This window comes from Enterobacter sp. T2 (assembly GCF_010692925.1).
Lineage (GTDB): Bacteria > Pseudomonadota > Gammaproteobacteria > Enterobacterales > Enterobacteriaceae > Enterobacter > Enterobacter kobei.
Map to the genome: position 1 here is coordinate 2,717,454 of NZ_CP048736.1, position 22,373 is coordinate 2,739,826.

17 protein-coding genes are annotated in these 22,373 nt (G+C 57.6%); all 17 read right to left on the reverse strand.

What is annotated here, in order from left to right; genetic code table 11:
• Positions 1-8 precede the first annotated feature (8 nt).
• Complete coding sequence (locus tag G0034_RS13030; protein WP_286079215.1) at positions 9-4,373, reverse strand: RHS repeat-associated core domain-containing protein; 4,365 nt, start codon at positions 4,371-4,373, stop codon at positions 9-11.
• Between the two features lie 3 nt (positions 4,374-4,376).
• Positions 4,377-4,817 carry a DcrB-related protein gene (locus G0034_RS13035; RefSeq protein ID WP_179120933.1) on the reverse strand — a complete coding sequence of 147 codons (441 nt, stop codon included), beginning with the start codon at positions 4,815-4,817 and terminating at the stop codon, positions 4,377-4,379.
• A 76-nt stretch (positions 4,818-4,893) separates the two neighbouring features.
• Positions 4,894-5,970, reverse strand: a complete 1,077-nt coding sequence (locus G0034_RS13040) for an Ivy family c-type lysozyme inhibitor (RefSeq protein WP_179120934.1) — start codon at positions 5,968-5,970, stop codon at positions 4,894-4,896.
• A gap of 3 nt (positions 5,971-5,973) precedes the next feature.
• Positions 5,974-6,528 carry a hypothetical protein gene (locus tag G0034_RS13045; RefSeq protein ID WP_227025634.1) on the reverse strand — a complete coding sequence of 185 codons (555 nt, stop codon included), beginning with the start codon at positions 6,526-6,528 and terminating at the stop codon, positions 5,974-5,976.
• Between the two features lie 76 nt (positions 6,529-6,604).
• Complete coding sequence (locus G0034_RS13050; protein WP_230939116.1) at positions 6,605-7,099, reverse strand: hypothetical protein; 495 nt, start codon at positions 7,097-7,099, stop codon at positions 6,605-6,607.
• Entirely contained in the window at positions 7,092-9,014 is a 1,923-nt protein-coding gene (locus tag G0034_RS13055) for a type VI secretion system Vgr family protein (RefSeq protein WP_023337403.1), read from the reverse strand. Before G0034_RS13055 ends, G0034_RS13050 begins: the two co-directional genes overlap by 8 nt.
• A 71-nt stretch (positions 9,015-9,085) precedes the next feature.
• Positions 9,086-9,538: a hypothetical protein gene (locus tag G0034_RS13060; protein WP_014884217.1), complete on the reverse strand. Its 453-nt coding sequence runs from the start codon at positions 9,536-9,538 to the stop codon at positions 9,086-9,088.
• Positions 9,522-10,325 (reverse strand): DUF8093 domain-containing protein, encoded by an 804-nt coding sequence (locus G0034_RS13065; protein WP_014884218.1) that lies wholly within the window; start codon positions 10,323-10,325, stop codon positions 9,522-9,524. Before G0034_RS13065 ends, G0034_RS13060 begins: the two co-directional genes overlap by 17 nt.
• 20 nt (positions 10,326-10,345) lie before the next feature.
• Complete coding sequence (locus G0034_RS13070; RefSeq protein ID WP_047344654.1) at positions 10,346-11,764, reverse strand: serine/threonine protein kinase; 1,419 nt, start codon at positions 11,762-11,764, stop codon at positions 10,346-10,348.
• Positions 11,765-11,788: 24 nt separating this feature from the next.
• On the reverse strand, positions 11,789-14,404 hold the full coding sequence (gene tssH, locus G0034_RS13075; RefSeq protein ID WP_179120935.1) for a type VI secretion system ATPase TssH: 2,616 nt from the start codon (positions 14,402-14,404) through the stop codon (positions 11,789-11,791).
• Positions 14,405-14,442: 38 nt separating this feature from the next.
• Positions 14,443-15,486, reverse strand: coding sequence for a type VI secretion system baseplate subunit TssG (tssG, locus tag G0034_RS13080; RefSeq protein ID WP_023330605.1), 1,044 nt, complete (start codon positions 15,484-15,486; stop codon positions 14,443-14,445).
• Entirely contained in the window at positions 15,483-17,354 is a 1,872-nt protein-coding gene (gene tssF / locus G0034_RS13085) for a type VI secretion system baseplate subunit TssF (protein WP_179120936.1), read from the reverse strand. Before tssF ends, tssG begins: the two co-directional genes overlap by 4 nt.
• Before the next feature lie 2 nt (positions 17,355-17,356).
• Positions 17,357-17,920, reverse strand: a complete 564-nt coding sequence (gene tssE / locus G0034_RS13090) for a type VI secretion system baseplate subunit TssE (RefSeq protein WP_014884223.1) — start codon at positions 17,918-17,920, stop codon at positions 17,357-17,359.
• Positions 17,913-18,725 carry a type VI secretion system accessory protein TagJ gene (locus tag G0034_RS13095; protein ID WP_179120937.1) on the reverse strand — a complete coding sequence of 271 codons (813 nt, stop codon included), beginning with the start codon at positions 18,723-18,725 and terminating at the stop codon, positions 17,913-17,915. The genes tssE and G0034_RS13095 overlap by 8 nt, the downstream gene beginning before the upstream one ends.
• 9 nt (positions 18,726-18,734) lie before the next feature.
• Complete coding sequence (locus G0034_RS13100) at positions 18,735-19,727, reverse strand: hypothetical protein (RefSeq protein WP_045281207.1); 993 nt, start codon at positions 19,725-19,727, stop codon at positions 18,735-18,737.
• Between the two features lie 16 nt (positions 19,728-19,743).
• On the reverse strand, positions 19,744-20,541 hold the full coding sequence (locus tag G0034_RS13105; RefSeq protein WP_014884226.1) for a PP2C family protein-serine/threonine phosphatase: 798 nt from the start codon (positions 20,539-20,541) through the stop codon (positions 19,744-19,746).
• Positions 20,538-22,292 carry a type VI secretion system-associated FHA domain protein TagH gene (gene tagH, locus G0034_RS13110; RefSeq protein WP_057057963.1) on the reverse strand — a complete coding sequence of 585 codons (1,755 nt, stop codon included), beginning with the start codon at positions 22,290-22,292 and terminating at the stop codon, positions 20,538-20,540. Before tagH ends, G0034_RS13105 begins: the two co-directional genes overlap by 4 nt.
• Positions 22,293-22,373 lie beyond the last annotated feature (81 nt).

Sequence of the window (22,373 nt, forward strand, 5' to 3'; positions counted from 1 at the left end):
ACCAGGAATTAATTTACCTCTTGCTTCTTCAGGTATGTAAAACTGCATCCCCCCCCCTTTCCGAACTGAGGATTCGCCGTTGCACGACCACTAGCAACAAATATATCCTCAGATACATAATATGCCCTAACTTTGGTTCGTACAGGGAAATCTGGGTTAAGTTTCACTTGTAACGCCTCATGATATCCTAATGAATCACCTTTATATTGCCTAACTGTAGGATGAGTTACGGTATATGCAGGTAACTGATCACCATTTGGATGCAATGCATAGAGGATCGTTCCTTTTTTAAGCGTTCTGTTCGAGTAACTATCAATACCTTTATAATCTTTATTAAGAGGTCCTTGCCACTGAGTCGCTTCTTTAGAAGGATCCTTACATTTACGACTCAACCCCCACGGATCCATCCACCCCAGCGCATTCGGCGCATACTGGTAAAGGTTTATCCCCCCCGCCAGACCTATCGGGTCCTGCTGCGTAAACCGCCCGCAGTCCGGGTCGTAATACCGGAACAGATTGTAGTGCAGCCCTGTCTCACGGTCCAGGTATTGCCCCTGCATCCGCAGGTTCTGAGAATATCCTGATACTTGCGTCTCGCTTTCCCGCAGCAGCTTGCCCCAGGCGCTGTTCACCCCTTCCCAGCGTACCTGCCCTTCGCTATCCGTCATCCGCTCCGGCGTACCGTTGGGCTGGCAGTGGAACCAGAAGATCTCCGGGGCATCAACGCCGTCGATACGCGCCAGCGGATCGTAGCTGTCCTGATCGCTGTAGACGTAGGTTAGCGGCACGTCCCCGTGCACTTCCTGCAGCAGGCGGAAACCTTCCCAGACAAACCGGGTGCTGACCGGCTTGCCGGTTGGCTGTCCGCCCAGCATCTGGCGTCGCGTTTTGCTAATGCGTCGTCCGAGCGGATCGTAGCGGAAGCTGACCTGCGTCTGCGGTTTGTTGCGGTCCCGCGGCTGGCTGATGACTTCCGTCAGGCGATGTTCACCGTCGTAGCGGTAGTGCCAGCGGGTCTGGCCGTTATCTTTCTCCACGGTGCGGCCGTGGGTGTCATAGCGCCAGCGAATGCCGTTCAGTTGCGTCAGGCGGTTATGCGTGACCTTCTCAGCAGCCCCTTCGAGCGGGTTACCGGCGGCATCCCAGCGCCACTGCTCCTGTCCGGGCAGCGAGCCGTCCTGAACCAGCAGGCGCCCGGCGCTGTCATACTGCCAGCGGTACCAGCTGAACGGATTATCGTCCCGCTCTTCCCGCACCAGGTTATTGCGGTAATCGTAATCCCAGCGGCGAGACCAGCGGCGCGGCGACGGGCGTTGGGCATTGCCAGTGAAGACATCCCGGCGATGCAGTCGACCGAGGCGGTCGTACTCGCTGCGGGTGGTCAGCAGCCCCTGAGTGCGGCTGGTCTCCCGGTGGAGTTCGTCGCGGGTGAAATCAGAGACCGACAGCTTATCGAGGGCAATACCGAGCAGATGCCCGCTGCCGTAGTAGAACTGTTTCAGCTCGCGGCCATCGGGCAGCGTGACGGAGGTGCGGTTGCCCAGCGCGTCATACTCCCACGCCAGCTCGCCGTGTTCGCCCGCCTCGCGCGTCACGCGACCGAGCGCGTCATAGTCAAAGGCAAGCTCCTGCTCGGCCTCGGTGGTCCATGCGTCGGCTGAAAGCGCAGGATGCAGCCCGATCCGGCTTAATAGCCCGGATGGTGTGTAATGATAGCGGGTCTGTCCTTCCGGCGTGGTGCGGGCGACCAGCTGGCCGCTTGCGCTCCAGGCGAAGGCGTGGGTGATGGCCTCCGGGTGACCGGCGGCAAAGGTGCGCGCTATCGTGCGCCCGCAGGCGTCGTAGCAATACTGAGAGGCCACGCCATCAAGCCCTGTCTCTTCCAGAAGCAGCGAGTCCGCGCCCCAGCGGAACCGGTACGCTTCGCCGTTTTCGTTTTCCAGGGCAACCAGACGCCCGCGGCTGTCCCAGCGGCGGCGCACCTCTTCCCCCTGAGTATTGCGGGTGGCGGTTAAGCGCCCTGCGTCATCGTATCTGAACTCGCTTTCTTTCCCGTCAGCGCCCGCATGCTTCACCGGCAGGCCGCGCTCGTTCCATGCAAGTGACTCCGTCCAGCCTTCCGGACGATCGAGCTGCACCGGACGTCCTGCCGCGTCGTAGCGATAGCGCGTCTCTTCGCCGTCGGCGCCAGTCTCGGCCACCAGCCAGCCGAGCGGATGATAACGGTAGCGGGTAATGCGCCCGGAACAGTCCGTCGCACGTACCATCTGCCCGGCGTCGTTATACTCCTGGTAGCGGCTGTTTCCGGCGGCATCGACCTCCTCAATCACCTGACCAAACTCATCCCGGTGCAGGAGCGTGGTCTGCCCCATCGGGTCGACCACGCGCTTCAGGCCGTGATGTTCGTCGTACCAGAAACGGGTCGCGCTGCCGTCGGCTTCGATAATGGCCGCCGGAAGCGCGCGGTGCTCCAGCCAGGTGGTGGTACGGGTATTGCCGTCGGCGTCGATCTCCTGCACCCGATTGCCCATTTCGTCGTAGACAAAGGTAACGGCATTGCCGAGGGGATCGACGCGACGGGTCAGAAGTTCGTTGTCATCCCACTCGTAGCGCCAGTTTTCACCGCGCTCGTCAACGTAACGGACAATCAGATTTTGCGCGTTCCAGTAGTGCTTACGCGTCTGGCCGTCGTAGTGCTCGACGGTCGTCAGCCCGGCGGCTAAATCATAGCTAAAGCGGCACCCGTCGCCGGTGCTGGTGCGGTTTTCCACCACCCGCCAGTGGTCGAATTTTTGCCAGCGGTATTCACTTTCCAGCCCACCAGGCAGGCGGTGCCAGACCATCAGGCCACGGTCGTTATAGCGGTATTCACGCGTCACCACGCCGGAGGCATCCGTCGCGCTCGCCAGCTGGCCGCCCGCATCGTAGCGCCACTGCATCAGCGGCCAGGAACGGTTGCCGTCGAAATGGCTGGCTGCGGTAACGCGCTGCGGGAAACGTTCATCTTCGTAGCGCAGGGTGACGTCGATTGCCCGCGGCTCGTCGTGAAGGCCGACCAGCCTGCCGTGCTCGTCCCACTCCGTCAGCAGCGCGTTGCCGTATTCGTCGCTGAGAGATGCCAGACGCAGCACAGCAGGGTTTGCCCGGGTTGGTTTGTACAGACGCCACACCGCACCGTCGTCATCAGCTATCGCCACGTCGCCATTTTCATTACGGCGGATAATGATACCTTCGCTGATGCTGTAAAACGCGCGGTCGACAGGCGGCAGCTCGAAGCTCAGCTCACGCGCGGTTTCGTCGAACCAGGTGGCGTTGTTTTCTTCCAGCGTCAGATAGCTGTCAAAGGGGGTTGCCCAGCCCAGCCCGAACAGCCCTTCGCGGGTGGTCAGGCTGTTATAGCTGCGCTGCCAGCGAAGCGGGAAGCGCCCCGGCAGCGAGAAATCGAGTTCATCGTCGTCATTCAGTACCTTTACGCCGGTGGCGGCGTGAACCGGATGCGAGGAGCCAAACACGGCATTCACGGCCATATCGGCCAGCATCCCGCCGCCGGCCGCCGCCAGCGCGCAGGGCATGTTTTTCAGAATCTTGCCCGGACGTCCGCGCAGCAGGGAGAGCGCAATCATCCCCAGCGCCAGTCCCGGCGTTTTACCGCTTTTGATATCGCGAACCGTAAGCGTGTCGCCGCCAATGATCACGTTCGGGGAGACATCGTCGGAAATGGTGCCTTCGCAGGTGGTGCGATCTTTCGCGCGCACCGCAGGCTGTCCGTTGATAAAGACGCTTTTGGAGCCTTCCGCCAGATACTGCGGCCCGGAGTGTTTTTCGCACGCCACCTTGTCTTCTTCCAGTGGCGAGGTCCCCGCCGCGGCAGAGGCCACGCTCGGCTGCCACATTTCGCTGCCAAATTGTCCGGCGGCAGAAAGGAGCATGCCCGCGTAGTCGGCAAAGCTGCCCGGCGACTGCGGTTCAGGGGAAGGGGTATCCGCAGGCGTCAGCGTTCCGGCCGCGCGCGCGGCGGGGATCGCATTCGTCAGAACGTTATTCGAACCGGTGGTAATTTTGCCCGCAGGCGACGGAGGGAAAAGCGCATTGCCCAACCCTTCCGCGGCATTGCTGATATCGTCAGTGATCCCTGCCACGTTCGCCAGCACGCCGCCGATAATCCCGCTTAACAGACAGCTGGATCCAATTGCCGCCACGCCTGCTGCCGCGGCCCCCGCCCCCAGCAGTGGCGCCGCTACGGTTGCAGCAGCGCCAACCGCCGCACCGATCACCGCATAGGCGGCACCTTCCGCCACAATGCTGGTGATGTCAGCAAAAATGCTGGAGTGAATAATCTCGTCGCCCTTACGGGCCGCGTTGTTATCGCTCATGCCTTACACATTCCGGTTGTCGTTTAGCGTCAGACTTTGCTTAAGCGCGCTCCAGCGCCCCTCGTCCTCTTCGGTGAACGCTCTGAGTGCCGAGAGGGTAAAAATCATCAATACCGGTTTGCCCGGCGTCTGTACGGCCAGCTGTTTTTGCCACAGGCGTTGCCCGTTACTGTCGAAGGTGGTCTCAACTTCCAGCCCATTAATTTTTCCGTCAGGGCCGGCTTTTACATTCCGGAATTCGCTCTGAGCAATTTCGCCCATCTGAGGACGCAGCACATCCCACTGGCGGTGAAACTCTTGTTCGTAGTCACTGCTGTCCGGAATGACGCCGCGGCTGACCACCACGGATAATCCGCTTTCGTCATCGCGAATAATATTCATACTGTTATCCTGCCAGGCAGCAGGAAAAAGGGAAAACGAACCTTCCTGGAGGGTGTATTTCATAAGTGAACTCGGGATGGTTAATATTGTGAGAAACAAGAAGGCCAATCCATGCTGGCCCTTTGGGCTGGCTGTTTTATTATTTACGCCATTGACCTGACTGTTCGACTAAAACCTGGCTGCCTTTGCTGACAACCAGTTTCGCGGGTGCATACGTCACGGTATAAACGATTTCGCCATTCTTGTACGTTGAGCCGATTATTTTACCTGCGGAGTCGCGCAACGTTTTTCCCCTTAAGGAGATCGTGCTGTTATCGCTTTTGCGCACGCCGAGATAAACCATCTGGGCACATTCGCTCTCGAAATGGCCGCACTTGTTTATCAAAGAAATAGCGAATTTTTCGGATTCCAGTTTTCTGGATTCAGCGTGATGATCCGAATCGGCTTTATGTAATGTATAACGCAGCGGAGCATAATCATTGCCATGTTGAGGAGGCGTTACTAAACGCCATTCCATTTCATTCCCCTTTACTTCCAGAGCAGCCCGCCCACCTACACCGCCAAACGATGAATTGAACTCAACAGTGGCACGATTGCCAGCAATCATACCGCTAAGATTACGCTCATCATCCTCGGGGCAATCAATGCGGTTTCCTTTCCGGGAGATATAGCAATAAGAGCCGGTGATACGGTTGCCTGACCGAGCTAACTGCAGGGTTAACGTCGAGTCGCTCCCGAACTCGCCTGCCCATACCCCGTCAAAGGCGAGTCCTGATTGGCTGTTCGATGCAAACTGCAGCGTATTGAATCTGGCAGCCCATTGCTGAATATCGGCATGAATAACCGGTCTATTATCTGAAGACTGGTAATGAATAACGTCCGACTCCGGAACCACCCAGGCCGCAAAGATTTTGCCGTCAGGATTGATGACCAGCGCTGACGCATTCTCCAGGTAGAGATCTTTTAGCCAACCTTCAACAAACAATCCGCCACCTGTGGTGGTATGCGGTTCACCAAAGACATCAAAGTTATCAGTAAAGGTCTGGTAATGATTTCCCAGCGTCTTCCTGAGACTGTCTGTCACTTCGCTGTCGTTAACGATGCTGCTCACCGTATCAAGCTTATTGTATTGCGATAATTCAAGCGCCGATGACGTTTCAACGACGCCTGTCAATAAAGCGGTGAACAATGCGACTGCCAAATATTTTTTGGTCATAAATCACTCTGAAGTACCATTTTCGTAATTCATGGTTATTTTCACAACCTGACTGTCTATAACCTTAAAAGAGAGCAATTTCTTACCCAATTCATAGGAAATCCACTTCTCCCCGGAATCATTTTCGAACTGACCATCGCCGTACGCATTGTTCAGCTCTCTGATTGTTGAACCCACATGAACGCCACGCGGCGTTAAAATATCTGAGGCAGTCAGCGTAATCTGGGACACGATATAATCGTCAACGCTTCTTTCTGCTTTATCCCACCAGAGATTGGAACTGAATATTTCTAACCCAGCCTTTTGATGCTGGTAGAATTTATAGTTTGTTCCGTCAAAAGGAACTTCACCGACAAAATGGCCTTCCAACGGCACGTCAATTTTACGGGCAATATCAGGAGTCCATCTGTCGCCCAATGCGACAGGCTGGTCTTTAATCTGCACAGAAAAATCCCGTTTTGTCAGAACGGAAGGCATCACCTGAGCCAAAACCACATTGCTGCTCAGACAGGTAAACATCAGGGCAGAAAAAAGAAATACCGGAGTGTTTTTTTTCACGTTAATTGTCATTCAATGAATATTTATTGCGCTTCTCACCACTGGAAACCCCGTCACGACATGGGAACTGTGTTTCTTATTCGGCGCTTATGACGACAGAATCCAGACAGTCAGGTTTTTTCACGGTGAAACTGAAGCTCACCTTTTGTCCATTACTGTCTTTTGGCGCGGTATAACTGGTCACTTCATTCTCAGAGCGGCCTTGCGGATAGTCAGTGAGCACCAGTTGCGGAAAGTGCATTTTAACGGTATCAAGCGTTATGCATTGACCTGACGGTGAAAAATTCAGTAAAGGCGCCATGTCGCCGTTATCTTTGCTTAAACGTAAACCAATTTCGGTAATGCTCGCTCCATCATCCAGTTTGAAATCGTCAGCATTGTAGAAATTGATATATTCATTTTGTCTGGTGATCTTAAATGACAACGGCGCATTGCTTAGGCTTGTAACGGATAATGATCTGAGTGATGCGCTCATCCCGGAAATGAACTTCCAAAGATCCTGTTTCTGAGCGCCTCCTTCAGCCATTCCCGTCGTTAATAATGCGATAAGCACCGCACCGGCCTTACTCATCTTTTGGCGTAAATTTCGCCTGCACAGCCGCATCAATATCCCCTTTATGCCCCGATCCCGGTGCCGTAGTGCCCGGCTTGGTTCCCGAGGTATTCAGGTGCAGCTTACCGCCCGTGGTGATATAACCATCCCCTTCCACGAAGAAGTTAAACTCTTTACCGATCAGGTTAATCTTGCCGTTAGCATTCAGCTCAATGGCGCTTTCCCCTGAGACCAGCCGCAGCTTCGTCCCGGAAGCAATGACGTACTGCTCCACCGCCGCATCCAGCTTGCCTTTGCCGGTCAGGATCTCAGTCCCACCTTTGACGGCCTGCGTCTGGTTAGCTTCCACACGATGCAGTTCATTTTTCTTAACGTAATGGCTGCGCTCGCCACCGACGCTGTGCGTTTCATCGTTTTTAACGCTGGTGTCCATGTTGCGCTCGGCCTGGATCCACACCTGCTCTGCACCTGCTTTATCCTCAAAGCGCAGGGCGTTGGCATTGTCCACGGAGCCGTCCTTCGTGCGGCTCATAAAGCCCATCTGCGTCGCCGCCGCCGGCAGCGCCCACGGCGGCATGCTCGCGTCGTTGTACACGCGCCCGGTAATAATCGGACGGTCCGGGTCGCCGTTGATAAAGTCCACCACCACCTCGTCGCCGACGCGCGGGATTTGCACCCCGCCGTAGCCCTGGCCCGCCCACGCGCTCGACACGCGCACCCAGCAGGAGCTGGTGTCATCCCCCTTCGCCAGACGGTCCCAGTGGAACTTCACCTTCACGCGACCGTATTTGTCGGTCCAGATACTCTCGCCGTTCGGGCCCACCACCTTCGCCGTCTGCGGGCCGTAGGTGCGCGGCCACGCCGTGCTCTGCGCCGGGCGATAAGAGACCGACGCCGGGATGACCGTGAAATCGGTCCTGTGAACAGTTTCACCTTCGCCGCTGGCGTAGCGGTTCTCTTCGAAGTGGTAGCCCGCCGCCGTCACCAGATACTCGCCGTTATCGCTGAAGAACGGCGCGTTGGTCAGGGTGAAGGTGTGGCCCGGCGCAATCCCCGCCGCCGTGGCGGTGGCCTGAATCTGCTGGTGCTCAACCTGCCAGCGCTCCTGGCGAATGCGGGCGTAAAACTCCGCATGCCCGGTCTCCACAAAGCGTCCCGGCCAGTCGTAGACGTCAATGCTGCCCGGCTTCGGCGACGCCGGGTTCTGCTGGGCCTGGAACAGCCACGCGTTCGGCTTGCGGAAGTCATAGTCGTCGAGGCTGTAAATCCCCGGCGTCACGCTGTCCTCAAGCGCCCACTGGCTGATGCCCTCTTCATCCGTACTGCCGCCGGACGGCGTCTGGTGGTAAGGAATGACCTCATAGCCGCTGAACGGCTGATGCTGGGTGGCGGCGTCGGTGAGCACCAGGGTGTGCTTGTCGGCCTCGTGGCTGAAGTGATAGGCAATCCCTTCCAGCTCCATCAGACGGCTGATAAAGTCCAGGCTCGACTCCTGATACTGCACGCAGTAGTCCCACACCCGGTAACTGCCGGTGAGTTTATCCTCCACGTTGACCTGATGTTCAGCCAGCAGGGTTTTCACAATCTGCGGCACCGTCTGGCCCTGGAAAATACGCAGGTTACGGTCGCGCTTCATCGGCCACAGGTCCGGCTCCACCGTCAGCTGGTACACCGCATAGCGGGTGCCCGTCAGCTCAACGGCGCTCACCGCCACGCGGGTAATTTTTCCGTTAACATAGCGGGACGTCAGCAGGTTCTGCGTCGGAATGGTCACCGTGACCGGCTGGCCCAGCAGTTTGCTGCGGTCAATGCGCGCGTCCGTGCCGAGCACGGTCAGCGTCAGCGCGAACGACTCGGACATCGCCTCGCGGCCCGTCAGTTTCCAGAACAGAAGCCCCTCCACCGGGAGCTGAACGGTAATTCGGTTGAGCATAATTTTTATTCCATCTAGCTTATGCGATTTAGAAAAGAGGTTCGCATCTACGCATCAGCGTCATTTATATATCAAAGTGAATGATTTCTTTTTCTTTTGCCCATTAAGTAAACAAGAGAATATATTTTTAGCAGTTCCGAGATAACGAACAATCCTAAATTTACCCAGACACTTGTAATACCAAACACACTTACCAAAAGTGGGAAAAAAGAAACCGAACATCTGAACGAAATTAGACGGAAAACTTCCTGAGCAAGGGCAAATTTAATCGCAACGTCTTTTCTCTTAAAAAACAACCAGGCCGAAATAAAAAGTGAAAGTAACAAGAGCAAATCAAATATAAAAAAGAGTGTTACGATAAAGTTGTAACCGCCTCCTGAAACTACATCTGAGGTTCCTGTGAACGCGATTAAATCTGAAATCAAGGGGATCCTGTCCTGACGAAGTGAGTTTACAGAATAAAGCAAAAGAGCCAGTACATCCATGCTTCCCCAGAAATACCATAATTTACTTTTTAAATTCATAATCCTCTTCTCTGACTCCAGGTATCCATTGCCATGATTTACCACTTACTGCCCAGGCATCATCACTCTCAAGGTATTTCTGATAAATGGATCGTTGTTCTCCGTATCGTCTGATGACCGATTTCTTAGATATAAACACGCGCGATTCTCCATCCAGATCTCCGGGTAGCGCTGTCCAGCGCTGAATTTTATCGCGCGACGTATTCATGTAATCTTTACCGTCCGATCCAAATACTCGTCCCTCATCCCCCATGCTCGTCAGTCGATTAATCGCCATAATCACAACATTTTTTGTGCCATGATAATCATCTTCAACAGTTTTCCAGTAACCCGGCCCGTAATTATTGGTAGAGGGAACGAATGAATCACGCGTTGGGGCTGGTTTTCCAAATAGAGCGACATTATTTCGGTAACGTTCGAGGACGTAATTCACAAAAGCTGAGTTGTAGATCGTCTCATCAACACAAAACAACTCCCCTGACTCAGAGATGAAAAAGGGATATAGGGCTTTTGTCCGTTGACGGTGATCTATTAAGACCACCTCCCCTGAATCAATTAACCGCTGTATTTTATTAAGATTTTGCGCATAGAGGGGATCAAAAACGGCATTAGGATTAAATTCGAAGCGATGTCGTAACGTTAAACCATCAATGCTGTGAAATGGATTTGAAACGCCTCGCACCACAACAAACTCACGCCCTACGTCGCTCCGTGCATAGACAGGAGAGACAATCTTTTCGAATTCCTTTGGACGAAGCCTTTGGCTTCGAAGATCGTACACTTCCATAGTATCTCCTGTTTAAATTCCTACGGATTCACCAGCCAGGTGCCCGGCTTGGCAATATCCAGCGTCTGGCTGCGCGTTCTCCCGTTGCCCTGCAGTTCAATCTTCGCCTCACCGGCGGGCAGCTTGAGCGATGCATAGCCGTTGGTCGCCGGACGCAGCGCTTTTGGCTCGCCGTTCACTTTCAGCGTTTCGCCGTCCTGGATACGGATATAGACCAGCGCAACAGGGCTCTCGACAGGCGGTGGCGTCTGTTGCGCCGTCGCCTGCTCGCTCACCTTCGCCGTTTCTGGCTTCACGTCTGGCGCGTTCGCGGCGGTTTCCGTCGGACGCGTCTCTGCGGGTGCCTGCGCAGCCTGCTCTGACGCATCCTTGCCACCGCTGAACAACATCGCTCCGGCGACCACACCCACCAGCACGCCTGCGGCAACCATGCCCGGGATTTTGTAACGACGCCAGTCGAGTGCTGAAGCCGGCTTTTCCTCTTCCACCGGTACCAGCATGGTGCCCGGTTTTTTCGCCGTCAGCACATCGTTTATGCCCGCAACCGGCATCTCGATCAGCGCGGCGAATTCGTCGATAGACTGCGGACGGTCTTCCATGTGCAGCGCCAGCGCGCGGTCGATGGCCTGCAGCAGCGGGATGGAATAGCCCTGCGGCATAATTTCCACCAGCGGCTTGCAGGTATCCTGAATAGAACGCACCACGCTCACCGGCGGCGGAGAACCCACGATCAGGGTACGCAGCACGGCGCCGAGGGCGTAAATATCCGTCCACGGTCCCTGCTCGCTTTCGTTGTCGTCGGTGTACTGCTCGATCGGTGCAAAACCCGGTCGCAGCATGGTTTCCGTTTCGTCAGAAAGGTTACCGATGGTGCGGCGCGCGGAGCCGAAATCAAGCAGTACCGGCAGGCCGTTATCCTGGATCTGGATGTTATCCAGCGAGATATCACGGTGCAGATAGCCTTCGTCGTGGATGGTCTTGATGGCGCCAAACAGCATCGGCAGCGTGCGGCGGATCCAGGCCTCGTTGATCAGCTCCGGTTTTTCTTCACGCAGGCGCGAAAGCGTGGTGCCGCTGTAAAACAGCGTACCCATGTATGCCGTGTCATTTTGCACCCAGAAACGCAGGACATGCAGCAGGTTCGGGTGGTTAAAGCGCGCCAGCAGACGGGCTTCCTGAATGAAGCTGTTCAGGCCTGCGGAAAACGCTTTGCCAAAGCGCTCGCTGCGCAGCACAAGGGTCATGTCGTCGCCGCGCACGGCGAGCGAGGAAGGCATAAATTCTTTGATAGCGATAGTGCGTTCGAGCTGGTGATCCCACGCGCGATAAACGATGCCAAAACCGCCGCCGCCGATCACCTCTTTGATTTCAAACTCGTTGAAGCGGTACCCGACCGGGAGCGCGTTTGGGACAGTCCGATTGTTATCATTATCCGTCATCTTTTACAGTTCTCTTGATGATTATTACGCGGCAAACTGACAGTGAAACTCGCCCTGCTCGCAGGTGACATGCAGACGTCGGTACTGCTCGTCGCTGCGGCTGGCGGTAAGTAAGATCTGGCTCATCTGAGGCAGCAGGGTGTTGGTCAAAATAGCATCTACCATGCGGCCACCAGACTCCACCTCGGTACAGCGCTGAACAATCTGTTCCACCACGCTGTCGTCAAACTCAGAAATGATATTGTGATTCTCTTCCAGACGACGCTGAATGCGCTTGAGCTGCAGGCGAACAATCTGCCCCAGCATCGCGTCGCTGAGCGGGTAATACGGCACCACCAGCAGGCGGCCCAACAGCGCAGGCGGAAACACCTCCAGCAGCGGCTGGCGCAGCGCGCCGCTTAAGGCGTCCGGTTCCGGCATCAGTTCCGGATCGGCACACATAGCGCTGATCAGGTCAGTGCCAACGTTGGACGTCAGAATAATAATGGTGTTGCGGAAATCGATGTGGCGTCCCTCACCGTCCTCCATCCAGCCTTTGTCAAAGACCTGGAAGAAGATTTCGTGGACGTCCGGGTGCGCTTTTTCAATTTCATCCAGCAGCACTACGCTATACGGACGGCGGCGCACGGCCTCGGTTAACACACCGCCTTCACCATACCCGACGTAGCCCGGCGGCGCACCTTTTAAGGTGGAAACGGTGTGCGCTTCCTGGAACTCACTCATGTTGATGGTGATAACGTTCTGCTCGCCGCCGTACAGCGATTCCGCCAGCGCCAGCGCGGTTTCCGTTTTACCGACGCCGGATGGACCGCAAAGCATAAAGACGCCCACCGGTTTGTTGGGATCGTCGAGTTTTGCCCGCGAGGTTTTCACGCGACGGGCAATGAGATCCAGACCGTGACGCTGGCCGATGACGCGCTGGTTCAGCGTGTCAGCAAGATTCAGAACCGCGTCGATCTCGTTTTTCACCATCCGCCCCAACGGGATCCCGGTCCAGTCGGAAACCACTGCGGCAACCACGTTTTCATCTACCGCCGCAAACAGCAGCGGCTCATCGCCCTGCAACGTTTTCAGCGCCTGCTGCTGTTCCGCCAGCTGGCTGTACAGCCCGGCGGACTCCTCCTCGCCCGAGGCAAACAGCGCGGCGCGCAGGCGGATAATCTCCTGCACCAGACCGCGCTCTTCTTCCCAGCGCTGGGTCAGGGCTTCACGTTTGGTTTCATACGCATCACGTTCTGTGATTAACGCCGTTACGCGCTCATAAACGCCTGCACCAACGCGCGCTTCGCGTTCGGCTATCTCAATCTCCACGTCCAGCGCGGCAAGATGGCGCAGGCAATCTTCCAGTTGCGCCGGTGGCGCGCTCTGGCTGACCGCCACGCGTGCACAGGCGGTGTCGAGCAGCGCAACGGCTTTATCCGGCAGCTGACGCGCCGGGATATAGCGATGCGACAGCTTCACCGCCGCGCTGACCGCTTCGTCGAGCAGCAGCACCTGGTGGTGAGTCTCCAGCGGCGATACGGTACTGCGCAGCATCAAAATGGCTTTCGTTTCGTCCGGCTCGTGAACCTGCACCGTCTGGAAACGACGGGTCAGCGCCGGATCTTTCTCGATGTACTTTTTGTATTCCGCCCAGGTGGTGGCGCCGATGGTACGCAGCTGTCCGCGCGCCAGAGCGGGCTTCAGCAGGTTCGCCGCATCGCCGGTCCCCTGCTGGCCGCCTGCGCCAATCAGGGTGTGGATCTCATCGATAAACAGAATAATCGGCGTGGCGCTGGACTTAACCTCGTTGATCAACGCCTGCAGACGGGCTTCAAACTCGCCCTTCATGCCTGCGCCAGCCTGCAGCATGCCGATATCCAGCAGCCACAGCTGAATATTTTGCAGCGGCTCCGGCACGTCGCCATCGGCGATACGCAGCGCCAGCCCTTCCACCACCGCCGTTTTCCCGACTCCGGCCTCACCGGTCAGCAGCGGGTTGTTCTGGCGGCGACGCATCAGGATATCGACCATCTGGCGGATCTCTTCATCACGCCCGACGACCGGGTCAATCTTCCCTTCGCGGGCGCGGGCGGTGAGATCCTGGCCGTACTGAGCCAGCGTACCCTGCGCTGCCGGTACCGCACCCGCTGGCGCCTCGACGGTGGCCGCAGCCTGCTGCGTCTCTTTGCTGTTGGCGCAAACCGTATCGAACTGCTCGATCAGCACCTCGACGTTAAGACGGGTGAACTGCGCCGAAATGCTTTTCAGCACGTTTGCCAGGTTCCAGGTTTTGAGCAGGCCGATCAGCAAATGGCCGCCACGTATGCGGCTGACCCCAAACTTCAGCGAGCCATAGACCCAGGCGCGCTCTACGGCGCTGTCGATATGTTCGGAGAGATCGGAAACGGAACTCGCGCCGCGCGGCAGCGCATCCAGCGCGGCCACGATATCGCGCGTCAGTTGCTGTTCGTCGAGGGCAAAGTGGCGGATGATCTGCTGCAAATCGCCATCCTGCTGTTGCATCAGTTGATGCAGCCAGTGCACCAGCTCAACATAGGGGTTACCGCGCAGCTTGCAGAAGGCAGTCGCGCTTTCCAGCGAGGTAAATAACAGCGTATCCAGTTTGCCGAAGAGCACGGCACGGCTAATTTCTGACATGTTAGTTTCCATTAACAATGATTCGGTATACGGAAGGATTACCGCTCTGCGCGATAGACCAGATCGCCACGCGGGACAGGCTGCGGCTGAAGGCCCAGCCAGGTGTTGTAGCCTAATTGCCCATTGCTGCCGAGCGAAGTACCCTGCACCGCGTCTTCATGCAGGATCACCCGCGTTTCCCATTCAAACTCCACCCCAATGTACTGGCGCACCCAGTCGCGCAGTTCGGTGACCCACGCTTCGCCAGGTAAAAACCGGTTGTACTCTTCAGCGCTCAGCGGGCCGATTTCAATACGAAACTTATGCTGTACGTCGCGGACGGCGACGCCAAGAAAGGCGGATTCCCCCATGCGCGGCATACGGCGACCTTCCCCCAGCTGTGCCTGCTCACGCGTGGAGAGCGGCATCCACTGCGGCACGTTGCTTACCAGCCTGACCGGGGCGTTAAAATAGTTGCGCAGGATCTTCTCCAGCCCCTCCGGATCCCGACTGTGGCGGGTCAGATGCCCGGCGTGGGTAAAGCGGGCATGGGCGCTCAGGCTGCCTTTATTCATCTGGCCCGGCTGTCCCATGCCAATCAGCGAGGCCAGGTAGCCCTCAAAGCGTTTGTTGTCAGCGCGATCAAGGGAGACGGCAGGCTGCGCATCCGCCCAGGCGCGGTAAAACAGCAGCGTCAGACGATGATGAAACAGATCGACAAACGCGCTCAGGCTGGTGTCCTGATGGTGATGAATACGCTCGCGGGCATATTCGGTCATGTGAACCGGCAGCGGGCCGTTCGGACCAAACAGCCCGAAGCTGAGGATAGACACCTCATGCAGCCCGCTCTCTTCCCGCAGGCTAACCTCGGCCAGCGTCGACGGCGCAAAGCTCATCGACGGCTGCTGGCCGATGCGCAGCGGTTCAAATTTCGGCAGCGGCGCGCGTCCCAGCGGGTAGCGCTCGCCGCCCTGGGCATCAATACGCCTTAACAGCTGAAACAGATCGTAGCGCCAGGGCGTTTGACGGACCCCGTGCCAGAACGTCTCCGGCAGCTTCGTCAGGCGATGCACGCGCAGCGGTGCAGTGGCAGCGTCACTCATACCAGCGCCCTTTTACCCATTCTCGGTGCCCAGTAGCCGATCTCACCGCGCTGCTGACTCTTCAGGGTGAACTCAGTAAAGCTGTTGATGGATACCAGCCGGGCAAACAGGCGTTCCAGAACGCTGCCGAAAAGCCACGGGCTGGCACCGGAAAACGCCCGCTCGTCTACGGTCAGGGTAATGCCGATTCCGCGGGCGAAAACGACCGGACCGGGTTCAGGCACGCGGCGGTGAACCGGCTCCAGCACGCAGTGGCGAACCCCCTCCACCTGACGCGCCACGGCCGTTTCGGCCAGGTTGGCATACAGCCCTAACAGCTGGCGAAGCGCGGCAGCCCCCTCTTCATTCTCGCTGTCCATCAGGCTGAGGTAGTTCATCTGCAGCTGGCTGATAAGCCGCCAGGTGCTGAACCCTTCTGCCAGCGCCGGACGCGGTGGCGTCGGGCCTTTACGCAGGGTCAACGATTTCACCGGCATGGAGTCGGCCATGATGAACTGCCCAAGCTCCTGCTGTAGCATCAGCGGCAGGTCGCGGCTGGTGCAGAGCACCTCGGCAGAGATGTAGCGCAGGTTTTCCTGCCACGGGGCGTGCTGTTCATCTACCAGCGAAACAAACACCTCTGAACCGATATAGCCGGTACGGGTGCCGTAGCGCTGGGCATGCTCTGAGAGCACGCGCTGTTCCCGGCGCAGGGAAAAATAGGCCCCGTAGTTGCCCGCATCCCCGCTCCAGGTGCTCCAGAAAGGACGAAACGTCTGGTCGTCACGCTGACCGTCCGCGCTGCCGAAGATTTTATTCACCGCGTAAATTTCATAATCCAGCGGGCGGATGTTATCGACCACCAGATGGTATTCGTGCTGGCCTTCATTCAGCTTTTGACGCGCCGCCACCTTCGGGAACAGGTTGATGACTGGCGTGCAGTGCAGCGCCAGATGGCTGGCATCCACCACGCGCTCCAGCTGTTCATCTGATTTATCCAGCAGGATGAAGATATCGAAGGCTTTTTCGCCTTCACAGCGCTGGATCAGCGTGCTCAGGCCGCTCAGGCTGATAAAGCGGAAACGGGCTGGAAACGCGAAATACTCCTGCAGCAGACGATAACCGTCAAAGTTGCGCAGATCGTCCGGGAGCAGTGCCTGATCCGCGGCAAAGCCCTCCTGACACAGGGCATCCGACGCCAGCAGCTGTCGCTGAGGTTGCGGGCTGACCGTCTGGCAGACGATCCCGGCGTGATGTTCCATCACCAGCTCCAGCAGCTTCAGCGCTTCAATGTCCGGGCCGCTGAGGAAAAACGTCAGCTGGTCGAAATTCAGATGGCCGAGGTTTTGCGGGCCGTCGCAGGCAATGCGGATCCGCAACGCGCTGTTGATCCCCCGCTGGCTTAACCCCAGCTGTGCCAGCGGCAGGTCAGCAGGCACGCCGCCCAGCTCCACGTTGTCAATTTTCAGCGGCAGCAGATTAACCTCGTGCGCCGTAGTATAGCTGCAGGTTACGCCGGTCTTTTTCAGCGCCAGGCTGTCCATCATGGTGCCGCGCGGCACCATAAAGCCATTGCTCAGGTCGCCCCGGCTGCTGTCGGGCTCGATTTGCGCAATCGCCATTGAGGGGGTTGGCGCGAGGTAATTCGGCGCGATCATCTCCAGCAGACGCTGGGAGAAACGCGGAAACTCGGCATCCATTTTCATCTGCACGCGGGAGGTCAGAAACGCGAAACCTTCCATCAGGCGTTCCGTGTACGGGTCCGCCACTTCAATGCCGCGCATGCCCAGTCGTCCGGCGACTTTTGGGTAGCGCTCGGCAAACTCGGCCCCCATTTCACGCAGGTAGGCCAGCTCACGGTTGTAGTATTCGAGCAGTTTACTTTCCATGATTACCCCGCATCTTTCAGTTCAAAATGGCCGTTTTCCAGATCGACATCGGTGCGAAACAGAAACTCCAGCGGGTACGGCACACACCATAAACGCCCTTTTATCTCAATGGAGAGCACGTTGTGCAGATCCAGCGAGGAGGTATCCGACACACAGCGCACCTGCAATCCCTGCGGCAAAATGCGCGGTTCAAAATTGATGATGGCCTCGGTGAGCTTGCGCTGAATATCGTGCCATTCGATATCTGACATTCGCTTACCTGCGAGCGGCGCGACGCCGAAGTTGATCACCGAGCGGCTCACCTGCGGCAAGGCGCTCAGATCGCCGGAGGCATCATGGTTGATGGTATTAAACAGCCACTGCAGATCCCGCAGGACATTGCGACGCAGCGCAGCGTGGGTGATCAGATTACTGTTGGCTGGCTCGCGCTTTTTTTCCGGGTCGTTATCCGTAAGGCGATCCAGCAGCGAGGGCTGCATTTTGTCGCGCGCCCCCACCTTATCCTGCTTGCTGCGGGCCTGCCAGCCGCTGCGCAGCAGATCGCCTTCGCCAGCGGGATTACTCATCGGCTCCGTCCGTCGCAAACGTCACGAGGCTTAACGACAGCAGCGGGCTTTCGCTTTGCTCGCTCAGCCAGGCTTTTTGACCCAGCCCTTCATACAGCTTGCCGCTCTCATCAAGCGGATGCCACTCGGTAGTGCGCCCCAGTTTGACCGCATCCGGGGCATCAGCCGCAAAAGGATAGCGCGCCGGGATCTGGCACACCTGCTCGGTACCGTCGGTAAGACGGACCAGCGCATGACGCCAGACCAGATCGGTCACGCTGGCGGGCGCCTGGAAACGGATCTCCGCAATAGCGTTAAACGGCAGCCAGAAATAGCGTCCGTTAACAAGGGTTTCGCACACCGGACCAAGACGGGCATCACCGTCCATCAGCCAGTCAAACGCCTGCGTCTCCTCGTTTTCAAGGATGATGTGTCCCGCCGTTGCCTGCGCCTGTTCAAGGGCTTCCAGGCGCAACGCCTGGGCGCGCTCGCCCTCTTCGTTAAGCGCGGCGGCAAGCGTGGTCAGCCACGGCCACTGAGATTCAGGCATGGCTGGACGCGCCTGGCCCGCCATCACCTGCGCACGCTGCAGCTCACCCTGAATGGCCTGCTCCAGCAGTGTGACGGTCGGCTTCGTCTGAGGCTTCAGCGCCAGCCAGCTTTTCAGCTGGGTCAGCGCCCGGGTCCAGTTGCCGCTGAGGGTTAAAAACTGCACGAACGCGGCGCGAAGGTCGGCATCTGCCGGACGGGCTTTGATCCCGGCTTCCAGACGCGCCAGCGCGTCATTGAGCGTTTCACGCGCCAGCTGTTGATAGAGCGTATTCATAACCATTCCTTAATTCGCCGCGCGCCATGCGCCCACGGCCGGATCGCGCAGCTGAGGGCGCAGGGTGTCAATCAAAACGATATTCAGTGAGGTGCCGGGTGCGACCCAGGCGCTCCAGGTTTTCTTCACCGCCGCAATACGCGCCTGCAGCTTTGCATCATCGCTGGCGGTTTCACGGGAAATCTCTACTGCCACCGTGCCGTTACTTTTCCAGCCGTTGAGCGCGTTATCGTAAGGCAGGATCATCCAGCTCTGGTCGCTGTTTGGGGTGCTGAACACCATGCGCTCTTTGTTGACGGAGGTGATCAGCGCGTTTTCCGGGTCAGCGTTTTGATTCAGCCCCATGACCGGGAAGCCATGAATGTACGTCACAGCCATCTCTTTTTGCCCGCCGTTGCGGGACTGGGAGATCACGGTGTGACCGCTGAGCCAGCTGCCATTGCCGCAGCGGGTGGTATCAGAATCCGGAATAAAGAGCGCCGGTGCGGATGCGCCGCCTTCCCAGAAGGTGCGCAGGTGACAGCCGTCCTGGAGGGTAAACTCCTGCCACGGCGTGCGGTCAGCGGCAACCGTATGGGTTGCAACGTTTTGATCCGGCGGCATTAACGCCCCGCTGGCAGTGGTCGTCGTCACGGCTGGCGTCGCCTGCTGCTGTTTCACCACCAGCGCCCACTCCTGCGCTTTGGCGGCGGCTCCTTGCGCCAGCGTCGTTCCCGCCGGATCGTTGAGCGTCCAGCTGAGCGTGTTCACTTTGCTGCACTGGTGTTCCAGCAGTGAGCCAAGGCGTGGCACGAAGTTTTCCAGCACAGAGACATCCTTCTTGCCGTTCGCCACGATGCGCAGTGCCACCTCCGGCTTACACCAGCTTTGCGGGGTGTTGTCTTTGATGTTGTCGATCCAGATATCCAGCTTCTGCGCAGGAGACTGCACGATGCGGAAATTCTCAGCCTGCGCGGTGGAGGTCACCGCCAGAAGTGCCAAACCCGATAGCCAAAGTTTCATATCGTTCCTTGTGTGTCTAATCAGTTCCGCAGGGAAGAAATTGTGCTGCATCAGAGAGGGTATGCAGCAAAGTGGTGTCCTGAGGGTTGCCCATCCATACCGCCAGGGCGGTGTAGTTATCCTGCGCATTCCCCTCCTGCTCGCCATTCTTTTGAATGATTTGGTTCATTAAGGTCAGCCATTCCTGGGGCGTATTGACCATATGCAGCGATTGCTTCATTTGCTCTTCGCTGACGCCGTGCCAGAACCCGTCGGTGCAGAGCAGGAATGCATCGCCGTCTTCGACCTGCACGACATCGCTGTAGCTCGCTTCCGGCCCACCGTTTTCAATCCCCAGCGCCAGATAGAGCAGATTACTGTTCAGGTTGTCGGTCTGGTGCCCGGCATCTTTCATCTGCTGCACCAGGCTGTGGTCGGTGGTGACATGCCACAGCCATCCCCGGCGAAACAGATAAAGACGGCTGTCTCCGGCATGCGCCCAGTAGGCCAGGCCATAATCACGGTCAATAAACAGGCTGACCAGCGTCGTGCCCATCCGGCGATAATCCTGAACGGCCTGCTGTTCACTGAGAATGGTGCGATTCGCGGTCTGCACATAATCACGGATATGCTGCGCGTTAAGGTGTTTGTCGCCATCGAAGCGGGAAATAATGCTGTTGCGGGCCAGTTCAGCGGCCACCTCACCGCCCGGCAGGCCAGCGATGCCGTCACAGACGACAAAGCAGGCTGAACGTTCCCCTATGGTTTCTCCCGTCTGATCCTGGTTGCTGGCGCGCGTCCCCTGGCGGGAGAGAGAAGCCGTTGCGATATTCATTTGTCTTCCGATCCGCTCTGTGAGTCTTTGTACTGATTCACCTCCATGTCATACGCATGAAGGAAGGCTTCGCCGAACAGGGTGTGGAAGTCATCCTCAATCTCGCCCGCCGTCTCGCCATAGCTGCGAACAAAATAGTCCCACAGGGCGGCTTTACGGCTGCCCGGCAGCGCCAGACGCGAGGTCATGCCGTTTTGCTTCGCCTGCTCTTCCAGCTGTTCCGGATTAAAGGATTGCAGCATCGCAGCAATAATGGCGCGGATGCCGGAGATCATGCCCAGCTGGTGCGCCTGCAGATCGATCAGCGCATCGCGCACGGATTTCGTTGGCGGCATAAAGCCCGGCATCGGGGTGCCAAACATCTGGATCAGAACCGTTTTCCCGGTCGGCAACAGCTTGAACGGGTTGTTGGCATCGTCCAGCACCATGGTCATATCGGCTTTTACGCCGCGTTTAAGAATAGAGCGCGAGGAGAGCAGCGCCACGGTGCCCTGAGAGAACATGCCGAGGATCTGCCCCAGCTGACGCATATTTTCCCGGTCAAACTGCGGGACAGGCTGCATTTCGCTCAGCCCCATCCCTTCCAGCAGTGCCTGCAGCAGTTCCCCCTGCAACACATCGCCCTTCTCTCCAGTGTTCGCGGTAGCAGATGGGGAGGCAGCGTTATTTACCGGATCGATACGCAGTCGGCCCTTAGGGGTCTGAGCGCTGCTGCGCGCAACGGCCTGCGGCGTAGGCATCGTGAAACCTGCGTAATCTGGTCTCACCGGCTCCTCTTCTGCACGCGGCGTTTCCTGCGGCTCAGGGGCAAAAAGCGGGGAACCGGCAAGGACGTCTTCCTCATGCTCAGGCTCAGGCGCTGGCTTTTCGTCAGTGATGTCATCCGGATGGGTTAACGGCGCCCCGCCCATCAGCCCGAGCGGGTCATCATTGCGTGCAGCCGGCGCGCTGGCCTTGCCACCAAATAGCGCCAGCGGATCGAGTTCATCTACCGCCTCTTCTTTAGGGGCGGGTTGAGTCTCAACAGGTGGCACCAGCGTGGAAGGCGTCACGTCGTCGAAAATGCTCTCTTTTTTGAACAGCGTTTCTTCGCCGAACAGCGTGTCCGGGTCGACATTCTTACGCTCAAGCGTGGGATCGCTGTCGTTGAACATCGCCAGCGGATCTTCAGCATTACGCTCCGGCGCCGCAGGCTGAGAGAACGGATCCTGCGAAGCCGCTGACTGCGGTTTTGCACGGTTGCTGGAGATGCTGTCGGAGATGGAAAACTCCTGCATCAGGCTATCCCAGATTTCCGACGGCACGGCAGTTGGTTCCGCTTTACCGCGTGGCGCAGGGTTCGCAGGCTTCGGTTGCGATGCTGGCGCTGGCGCGGCTGTCGGATGCGCCTGCTGCTGCATGCTGGCGGCCATGCGGCTCACCGGCTGCGTGTCGTGGATAAGTTCGGCCACTTCGATACGGTAGTCATCAATACCGAGAATGTCGCCATCCTGCAGTTCAACCTGACGCCCCCGCTCCAGCGGAATATCATTTAATACCACGCGGGTGACGCTGCCACGGTTAGTGACGCGACATTCACCATTGGCGTCAACGTGAACAATGGCCTGCAGGCGCGAGATGGTGCGGTCATTGTCCGGCAACACCAGATTGTTATCCGTACCGCGCCCAATGGTGCCGCCCGGGGCATAAAAATCACAGCTGCTCTGCGGCGGCTGATGACCGGGTTTCGTAGAAATAATCGTGAATCGCATGGCGTATTCCTGCTGGTATGATTAGCGCTCAAACGCTGCCGCTCTCGGGGGTGAGAACGGCGGCGTTTGAGAAATTGAATA

What these genes read in the sequence shown, in the direction of transcription:
- G0034_RS13065 (WP_014884218.1), bottom strand. Translation starts at nt 10,325, where the DNA reads ATGGAAGTGTACGATCTTCGAAGCCAAAGGCTTCGTCCAAAGGAATTC.
- G0034_RS13030 (WP_286079215.1), bottom strand. Translation starts at nt 4,373, where the DNA reads ATGAGCGATAACAACGCGGCCCGTAAGGGCGACGAGATTATTCACTCC.
- G0034_RS13060 (WP_014884217.1), bottom strand. Translation starts at nt 9,538, where the DNA reads ATGAATTTAAAAAGTAAATTATGGTATTTCTGGGGAAGCATGGATGTA.
- G0034_RS13055 (WP_023337403.1), bottom strand. Translation starts at nt 9,014, where the DNA reads ATGCTCAACCGAATTACCGTTCAGCTCCCGGTGGAGGGGCTTCTGTTC.
- G0034_RS13095 (WP_179120937.1), bottom strand. Translation starts at nt 18,725, where the DNA reads ATGAATACGCTCTATCAACAGCTGGCGCGTGAAACGCTCAATGACGCG.
- tssF (WP_179120936.1), bottom strand. Translation starts at nt 17,354, where the DNA reads ATGGAAAGTAAACTGCTCGAATACTACAACCGTGAGCTGGCCTACCTG.
- tagH (WP_057057963.1), bottom strand. Translation starts at nt 22,292, where the DNA reads ATGCGATTCACGATTATTTCTACGAAACCCGGTCATCAGCCGCCGCAG.
- G0034_RS13040 (WP_179120934.1), bottom strand. Translation starts at nt 5,970, where the DNA reads ATGACCAAAAAATATTTGGCAGTCGCATTGTTCACCGCTTTATTGACA.
- G0034_RS13100 (WP_045281207.1), bottom strand. Translation starts at nt 19,727, where the DNA reads ATGAAACTTTGGCTATCGGGTTTGGCACTTCTGGCGGTGACCTCCACC.
- G0034_RS13050 (WP_230939116.1), bottom strand. Translation starts at nt 7,099, where the DNA reads ATGAGTAAGGCCGGTGCGGTGCTTATCGCATTATTAACGACGGGAATG.
- G0034_RS13070 (WP_047344654.1), bottom strand. Translation starts at nt 11,764, where the DNA reads ATGACGGATAATGATAACAATCGGACTGTCCCAAACGCGCTCCCGGTC.
- tssE (WP_014884223.1), bottom strand. Translation starts at nt 17,920, where the DNA reads ATGAGTAATCCCGCTGGCGAAGGCGATCTGCTGCGCAGCGGCTGGCAG.
- G0034_RS13035 (WP_179120933.1), bottom strand. Translation starts at nt 4,817, where the DNA reads ATGAAATACACCCTCCAGGAAGGTTCGTTTTCCCTTTTTCCTGCTGCC.
- tssG (WP_023330605.1), bottom strand. Translation starts at nt 15,486, where the DNA reads ATGAGTGACGCTGCCACTGCACCGCTGCGCGTGCATCGCCTGACGAAG.
- tssH (WP_179120935.1), bottom strand. Translation starts at nt 14,404, where the DNA reads ATGTCAGAAATTAGCCGTGCCGTGCTCTTCGGCAAACTGGATACGCTG.
- G0034_RS13105 (WP_014884226.1), bottom strand. Translation starts at nt 20,541, where the DNA reads ATGAATATCGCAACGGCTTCTCTCTCCCGCCAGGGGACGCGCGCCAGC.